Below are 7,573 nucleotides of genomic sequence, written 5' to 3'. Positions count from 1 at the left end.
CCGCCATAGCCCAGGCGCCGAGCCGCACCTTCATAGCGAAGGACGGCAACTGTGTCGCCATGGCCGAGGACCCGGACCGCTTCACCGCAGCCGAGGGCCCGGGCCGCACCGCCAGCCCCGAGGACGCCGACCACGTCCGGCGCCGCGCAGCCCCCGGCACGCCGGCCCGCCGGTGTACTCGCCGTGCACCGGTCCACCGGACGAACTCCCCGCGCCACGCACCGGAACGCCGGTGCCGGGCGTGACCGCACCGACCCGAGGAAACCTCCCGTGACCGATCCGCGCACCACCGTCATCGTCATCACCCGCAACCGCAGCGACGATCTGCTGCACACCCTCGACCGGCTCGCCGAACTGCCGGAGAAGCCGCCCGTCGTCGTGGTGGACAACGGTTCCACGGACGGCACCGCGTCCGCCGTCCGCCGCCATCCCCTCGCGCCGCGGCTCATCCCGCTGAAGCACAACACCGGGGCGGTGGGCCGCAATCTGGCCGCGCGGGTGGCGGCCACGCCGTACCTCGCGTTCTGCGACGACGACTCGTGGTGGGAGCCCGGCGCCCTGGCCGGGGCCGCCGACCTGCTGGACGCGTACGGGCGGCTGGGCGCGGTGACCGCGCGCATCATGGTCCATCCGCACCCGGACGCGCCGGAGGCGGGCGCCGCGCCCGGCACCGGTCCGGGCGAACCCGTCGAGGACCCGATCGTCCAGGAGCTGCGGCACTCCCCGCTGCCCGCCCCTTCCTGGCTGCCGGGCCCGGCGCTCGGCTCGTTCCTCGCGGCGGCCACGGTGCTGCGCGCCGACGCCTTCCGGGCGGCGGGCGGCTTCTCGCCCCGGCTGGTCCTGGGCGGCGAGGAGGAGCTGCTCGCCGCGGACCTGGCGGCCGACGGCTGGTGGCTGGTGTATGCCGACCGGCTCACCGTCCACCACCGGGCGTCGCCGCACCGCGACGCGACCCTGCGCCGGCGCCAGGGCATCCGCAACACCCTGTGGTTCACCTGGCTGCGCAGGCCGCTGCCGGCCGCCGTGCGCCGGACGGGCGTGCTCGCCTCGACGGTGCCCCGGGACGCGGTCTCCGTACGGGCGTTCGCCGAGGCCGCCGGCGGTCTGCCGTGGGTGCTGCGGGAACGGCGCCCGCTGCCGCGGGAGGTGGAGAGCCGGCTGCGGCTGCTGGAGGCGCCGCAGCGGGAGTCGACGGCGCGGCGGTACTGCGGGTGAGACGTTCCCGGCCGGGGACAGCGCGACGCCGGCCGTCGTGCCCCGTGGGGGCGAGCGCGACGGCCGGCGTCCGGAGCCGAACGGGCGGTGAGGCTACTTCTCGCCGACCTTCAGCAGCTTGTTGGGCGTCCCCTCGCTCGGGTTCTTGATCTTGTCGGGCGTGGCGCCGTCGGTCAGCGCGGTGGCGACCGCGTCCGGCTTGGCGTCCTGGTGGCCGCTCAGGTAGACCGCGGCGGCGCCCGCGACGTGCGGGGTGGCCATGGACGTACCGGAGATGGTCTTGGTGCCCTGGTCGCTGTCGTTCCAGGCCGAGGTGATGTCCGAACCGGGCGCGTAGAGGTCCACCGCGCTGCCGAAGTTGGAGAAGTCGGACTGCTCGTCGGTGTTGGTGCTGGAGGCGACCGTGATGGCCTCCTTGACCCGCGCCGGGGAGCCCTGGCCCGCGTCGGTGGACTCGTTGCCCGCCGCCACGGCGAAGGTGACGCCGGAGGCGACCGCCTTCTGGACCGCCGCGTCCAGCGCCTCGTCGGCGCCGCCGCCCAGCGACATGTTCGCCACCGAGGGGCCCTTGTGGTTCTTGGTCACCCAGTCGATGCCCGCGACAACCTGCTCGGTGGAGCCGGAGCCCTGGTCGTCCAGCACCCGGACGGCCACGATCTTGGCCTTCTTGGCGACGCCGTGCGCCTTGCCGGCGATGGTGCCCGCGACGTGGGTGCCGTGGCCGTTGCCGTCGGTGGCGTCGTTGTCGCCGTCGATCGCGTCGAAGCCGGAGGAGGCCCGGCCCTCGAAGTCCTGGTGCGTGGTGCGGACACCGGTGTCGATGACGTACGCGGTGACGCCCTCACCCGCGCTGTCGGGGTAGGTGTACTTCTTGTCGCCCTGGGTGTCGGCCTGGTCGATGCGGTCCAGGCCCCACGACGGCGGGTTGTCCTGGGCGCCGTCGATGTGGAACTTCTTGTTCTGCACGACCTTGTCGACGGCCGGGTCGGCGGCCAGGCGACGGGCCTCCTCGGCGCTGAGGCCGGTGGCGGAGAAACCGTTCAGCGCGGCGGAGTAGGTCCGCTTGACCTCGCCGCCGTACTTGCCGGCCAGATCCTTGTTCTGTTCAGCCTGCACCCCGGCACTGCGCACCGTGTTCTCAGGGTTCTTCAGCATGACGATGTAGCTGCCGCTGACGGCGCCCTTGGCCTCGGCGCCGTAGATCTTGCCCTCGGCGGGCGAAGCGCCCGCGGTGACCGCGGTGACCGTGGCGATACCGGTCGCGGCGACCACGGCGGTTATCGCGGTGACGAGCCGCTTCTTGCTGGAACGCTTGTGAGCGTGAGCCATTCGAGGGTTCTCCTCGTTCGGGAAGTGTGGGGGGAAAGCGTTGCGCAACAGCCCGGACGGACAAGAAGATCTCCGCCGGGCTGGCTCGAAACCCTGTCGGATTGACGAGGTCAATTCAAGGCCGCCCGGGCGTTGTGAGATAGGCAACAAGCCTGCGTAATTGCAAACGACCACAGAAGGGGGCAAAGGTGCACCACGACCACCCGACAGCACGTCAACTCCGTTTACACAGCGGCAATATGACGCAGGTCAGATGCGATGCGAGCATCGAAGTTACCGGCAGTACGGAGTGTGGCGCCCCGAATGCGGGAAAACCCGCCACTACAGGGAACAGACGGGCAGTCACCCCCGCCCCCTCTCCGCTTCTTCACAGCTCAACAATCCCCGGTCGGCGCGGCTTCAATCCCCGGCATAACACTTCCGAGGCGTGGCGTCGCTCACTCGCGACCACGCCCCGGCCGAACCCGCCTTGCACGCACCGCAATTCCCCCGGCACAGCGGGCGACAGGGCGGCCGTGCGCCACCCCGGCTTTTCGTCGCCCTTATTGGGAATGCGCCGATATTCCGTCACAGAACGCCCGTCGGGCCTGTTCAGCGCTGATACCGCGCCAGCACCAGATTGCCGTCGCGGACCAGACGCTCGCGCAGTTCGTCCAGGTCGACGGCGCCGCTGTAGTACTCCTGGAAGGCCGGTGTCGCGATCTTGTCCTTCCACTCCGGATAGCCCCGCACGGACTGCGCGGGGGCGGCGCGCAAGGTACCGGCCAGCGCGGTGCCCGTCGACCATCCGTGGCGGTCCGTGTGGAGTTCGGGGGCCCGCAGCGCCTCCCGGCCGGTCGGCAGCATCCAGTCGCCGAGGGCGAGCCGCACCATGTTGGGCGGTCTCAGCAGGAAGTCGACAAAGGCCATCGCCTCCTCCTTACGGGGACAGTCCGCCGCGATCGACAGGGTCTGCGGGCTGACGCCCTGATCCCCGCCGCCGGCACCACCGGGCGCGGGCAGCACCGTCCACGCGAACTCCTTCGGGGCCTGCTGCACGATCTGCTGCCGGTAGGAGAAGCCGAGCGGCAGGATCGCGTACCGGCCGGCGAAGAAGCCGGGGAGCGTGTCGGCGCCGCCCATGCCCAGCGTCGTACGGGCCGCGCTGCGGGCGACGTTGACCTGGTCGTGGATGGCGCACGGCACCACCTGGTCGGCGGCGTCGAACCGTACCTCGGCCCTGCCGTCCGGGCGGCGCCGGAAGATCCGGCCGCCGGTGGACAGGGCCAGGTTGAGCGTGACGGACACCGGCTCCTTCAGCGGCCAGGCGACGCCGTACCCGCCGCCGCCCGTCAGCTCCTTCGCCACCTCCCCGAACTCCTCCCACGTCCACGGCTCGCGCGTGGTCGGCACCCGTACGCCGGAACGCCGCAGCCGCACCTGGTCGGCGATCAGGACGCGGGGCTCCTGAAGGAAGGGGATGCCGTACACCCGGCCGCCGAAGGTGCCCGACTCCCAGCTCCGCGGCGGGATGTCGTCCCGCAGGCGCCGGGGCAGCAGGCCGGTCAGGTCGGCGAGGTGGCCGCCGTAGGCGAAGTCGGCGAGGTCGTCGGAGGCGTCGTGGATGATGTCCGGTGCCTCGCCGCCCTCGAAGGAGGTGAGCAACTGGTCGTGGACGGTGGGCCAGGCCCCCTGGACGTACTGGACGGGGATGTCCGGATGCCGGCGGTTCCACTCCGCGACCAGTTGCCTGTTGGCGTCGACGGACTCCTTCTGCCAGGCCAGCGACTGGAAGCGGAGTACGCCCCGGTCGCCGCCACGGCCTCCGCCGCCCGAGCAGCCGGGCAGCAGGGCAGCGGCGGGCACGGCCGCGGCGGCGAGCACGGTACGGCGGCGCGGGCTGCCGGGAGCGGCCATCAGTGCTTCACCGCCCCGGCCAGCATGCCGCCGGTGAGCCGGCGCTGGATGACGGCGAAGAGCACCAGGCCGGGCAGCGTGGCGAGCAGGGCCGCCGCGGCGAGCGGGCCGAGGTCGGCGACGCCCTCGGCCCCGAGGAAGTGGGTCAGGACGACCGGCATCGTCTGCTTCTCCGGCGATTTGAGCAGGACGAGCGCGAAGAAGAACTCGTTCCACGCGGTGATGAAGGCGAACAGGCCGGTGGCGACGATGCCGGGCGTCAACAGCGGTCCGGTGACCGAGACCAGGATGCGCAGCCGGCCCGCGCCGTCCACCGCCGCGGCCTCCTCCAGCTCCGGCGGTACGGCCCGGACGTAGCCGGTCAGCATCCACAGCGCGAACGGCAGCGACCACACCACGTACACCAGGACGAGTCCGGCCCGGGAGTCGACCAGATGGAGGTTCTTCAGGACGAGGAAGAGCGGGATGATCACCAGGACCAGCGGGAACGCCTGGCTGACCACGACCCAGCCGGTCGCCGCCCGCGCGAAGCGGGTGCGGCGGCGCGCGAGGACGTACGCCATGGGCGTCGCCAGGACGATTGCCACCAGCGCCGAGACCGCGGCCGCGAGCAGGCTGTTGCCGGCCGCCTGGAGCAGCGGCTGCTCGTCGAAGGCGGTACGGAAGTTGTCCAGCGTCGGCACCCGGGGGATCCAGGTGGGGTGGATGCTGCCCAGCTCGCGGGGCGGCTTGAAGGCGGTGGAGACCAGCCACAGGAAGGGGAAGGCGAGGAAGGCGAGGTAGCAGAGGAGGGCGAGGTACTGACCGGCCCGGCCGAGGCTGCGCCGGGTGGCCGGGCGGCGCGGGGTGGCCGGGGTACGCCGAGTGGCCGGTCGGCGCCGGGTGGCCGGGGTGCGCCAGGTGGCCGGGGGACGCCCGGCCGGTGAGGACTTCCGGAGCGCTGTCACTGTTCCTCCTCACCCTCCCCCCTCAGCCGCCGGGAGAGGTAGACGGCCAGCAGGACCGCGATCAGCGCGACCATCGCCAGCCCCATCGCGGCGGCGTAACCGAACTGCCCGTACCGGAACGCCTCCTCGTACGCGAACAGCATCGGCAGCCGGGTGCGGCCGCCCGGGCCGCCGTCGGTCAGCACGAAGACCAGCGCGAAGGAGTTGAAGTTCCAGATGAAGTTGAGCGCCGAGACGGCCAGCGCGACCGGCTTGATCGCGGGCCAGGTGACCGTACGGAACCGGCGCCAGGCTCCGGCACCGTCCACCGCGGCGGCCTCGTGCAGTTCACGGGGGACGTTCTGGAGTCCGGCGAGAAGGGTGACCGTGGTCTGCGGCATCCCCGCCCAGACGCCCACGACGATCACGGCGAGCAGGGCGGTGGCCGTGCCGCTCAGCCAGTCCCGGCCCTCGTCCGGGCCCAGTCCGAAGCTGCGCAGCGTCTCGTTCAGCACGCCCGCGTCCGGGTGGTAGACCAGCCGCCACATGATGCCCACCACGACCTCGGGCATCGCCCACGGGATGATCGCCAGCGCGCGGGCCAGCCAGCGCAGCCGCAGCTCCTGGCCGAGCAGCAGCGCCAGCCCGAGGGCGAGGAAGAACTGCGGGACCGTGACGCCCAGCGCCCACACCAGCCCGACCCGGAACGAGTCCCAGAACAGGGTGTCCTGGAGCAGGTCGGAGAAGTTGAGCAGGCCGACCCACCGGGTGGCCTGGGTACGCCCCGACTGCGCGTCGGTGAACGCCAGCCCGATGCCGTACAGCAGCGGGCCCACACTCAGCACCAGGATCGGGATCAGCGCGGGCAGTATCAGGAACCAGGTCCCGTGCCCGCGCCCCGGCACGGACCGGCCCCCGGTCCGCAGCACCGGCCCCGCACCCGTCCCTCTCGTACGCCCCTGCCCCTGTACGGGACCGTCTCGACCCAACGCGACTCCCCGCATCCGCACACCCAGGACGGCTGTGACCACCAGGAACAGGCCGCGCGTCCCCGGACGGAACGGGCCGGACGGCCGCCGTCATCGTCGTGACGCCACCCGACGCAGTCAAGCACCCCACCAGAACTCCGTCTCCCCGTCCCCCTTATCCCCCACCTCCCCTCCCGTCTCTCCTGCTTCCTTTCGCCCCTCCTCTTCCCCCCGCCCGCCCCGCCCCGCCCCTTCCCCTCTCCCCGGTCCGGTCCTCCCGGCTCCTTCGCCCGGGGACCTGCGAGACTGATACCGATCACGCACCGCAGGAGGCGCCCCGATGACCGCACCGAGCACCACTCCGTTCACGGAGGCGCACGCCCGGGACGTCCTGGCCGCGGCCGGCCGGCCCGACGTCGCCGCCGACGCCCGGCTGCTCTCGCTCGGCGAGAACGCGGTGTTCGCCACGGGCGGCAACGGTCCGGTCATACGGGTCGGGCGCAGCGCCGAACTGCTGGAGCGCGCCGAACGGGAGCTGCGCGTCGCCGTGTGGCTGGCTGACCAGGGCGTACCGGCCGTGCGCGCGGCCGAGCCGACGGCCCGTCTGGTGAACGGGCACCCGGTCACCTTCTGGGAGCGGCTGCCCGACCCCGTACGCCCCGCCGAGCCGGCCGACCTGGCCGCCCTGCTGCGGCTGGTGCACGCGCTGCCGGAACCGCCGTTCGCCCTCCCCCGACGGGAACTGCTCGGCGGTGTGGAGCGCTGGCTGCGGCTGGCCGGCGACGCGGTCTCGGCGCGGGACGCCGAGTACCTGCGGGGCCGCCGCGACGCGTTCGCCGCTGCCGCCACCGCGCTGGAACCGCATCTGCCGCGCGGCCCGGTCCACGGTGACGCGCTGACCCGCAACGTTCATGTGGGCCCCGACGGCCCGGTGCTCGTGGATCTCGAAACCTTCTCCTCCGATCTGCGGGAACACGATCTGGTCGTGATGGCGCTCAGCCGCGACCGCTACGGCCTGCCCGCCGCGGCGTACGACACCTTCGTGCGGATCTACGGCTGGGACGTCCGGGACTGGGAGGGCTGCGCGGTGCTGCGCGGCTCACGGGAGACGGCGAGCTGTGCCTGGGTCTCCCAGCACGCTCCCGGCAACCCCGCCGCCCTCAAGGAGTTCCGCCGCCGCATCGCGTCCCTGCGCGAGGGCGACACCACCGTCCGCTGGTACCCCTTCTGAAGCGGCCC

Annotated in this window: 7 protein-coding genes; 3 read left to right on the top strand and 4 right to left on the bottom strand. The window is 72.6% G+C overall.

The genetic code is table 11. From position 1 onward, the window contains the following. Both AB0A97_RS20155 and AB0A97_RS20150 read left to right on the top strand, forming a co-directional pair. Window positions 1-245, top strand: a 245-nt coding sequence (locus tag AB0A97_RS20155) for a hypothetical protein (protein WP_361151533.1), incomplete at its 5' end; no start/stop codon positions are given. A gap of 25 nt (window positions 246-270) precedes the next feature. Next, a complete protein-coding gene (locus AB0A97_RS20150) occupies window positions 271-1,215 on the top strand; it encodes a glycosyltransferase (RefSeq protein ID WP_361151530.1) in 945 nt (314 codons plus the stop codon). Between the two features lie 93 nt (window positions 1,216-1,308). Here AB0A97_RS20150 and AB0A97_RS20145 read toward each other — a convergent pair whose 3' ends face one another. From AB0A97_RS20145 to AB0A97_RS20130, 4 genes are all read right to left on the bottom strand, one after another. After that, window positions 1,309-2,544 carry a S8 family serine peptidase gene (locus AB0A97_RS20145; RefSeq protein WP_361151528.1) on the bottom strand — a complete coding sequence of 412 codons (1,236 nt, stop codon included), beginning with the start codon at window positions 2,542-2,544 and terminating at the stop codon, window positions 1,309-1,311. 591 nt (window positions 2,545-3,135) lie between these two features. Then, on the bottom strand, window positions 3,136-4,440 hold the full coding sequence (locus tag AB0A97_RS20140; RefSeq protein WP_361151525.1) for an extracellular solute-binding protein: 1,305 nt from the start codon (window positions 4,438-4,440) through the stop codon (window positions 3,136-3,138). Then, entirely contained in the window at window positions 4,440-5,387 is a 948-nt protein-coding gene (locus AB0A97_RS20135; protein WP_361151523.1) for a carbohydrate ABC transporter permease, read from the bottom strand. Before AB0A97_RS20135 ends, AB0A97_RS20140 begins: the two co-directional genes overlap by 1 nt. Then, on the bottom strand, window positions 5,384-6,295 hold the full coding sequence (locus AB0A97_RS20130) for a sugar ABC transporter permease (RefSeq protein WP_361151520.1): 912 nt from the start codon (window positions 6,293-6,295) through the stop codon (window positions 5,384-5,386). The genes AB0A97_RS20135 and AB0A97_RS20130 overlap by 4 nt, the downstream gene beginning before the upstream one ends. A 379-nt stretch (window positions 6,296-6,674) precedes the next feature. Here AB0A97_RS20130 and AB0A97_RS20125 point away from each other — a divergent pair, with 379 nt between their 5' ends. Beyond that, window positions 6,675-7,565, top strand: a complete 891-nt coding sequence (locus AB0A97_RS20125) for an aminoglycoside phosphotransferase family protein (protein WP_361151518.1) — start codon at window positions 6,675-6,677, stop codon at window positions 7,563-7,565. Window positions 7,566-7,573: the final 8 nt, after the last annotated feature.

The organism is Streptomyces sp. NPDC045470 (assembly GCF_040646595.1).
GTDB lineage: Bacteria > Actinomycetota > Actinomycetes > Streptomycetales > Streptomycetaceae > Streptomyces.
This window is presented reverse-complemented; position numbering and strand designations above follow the sequence as displayed.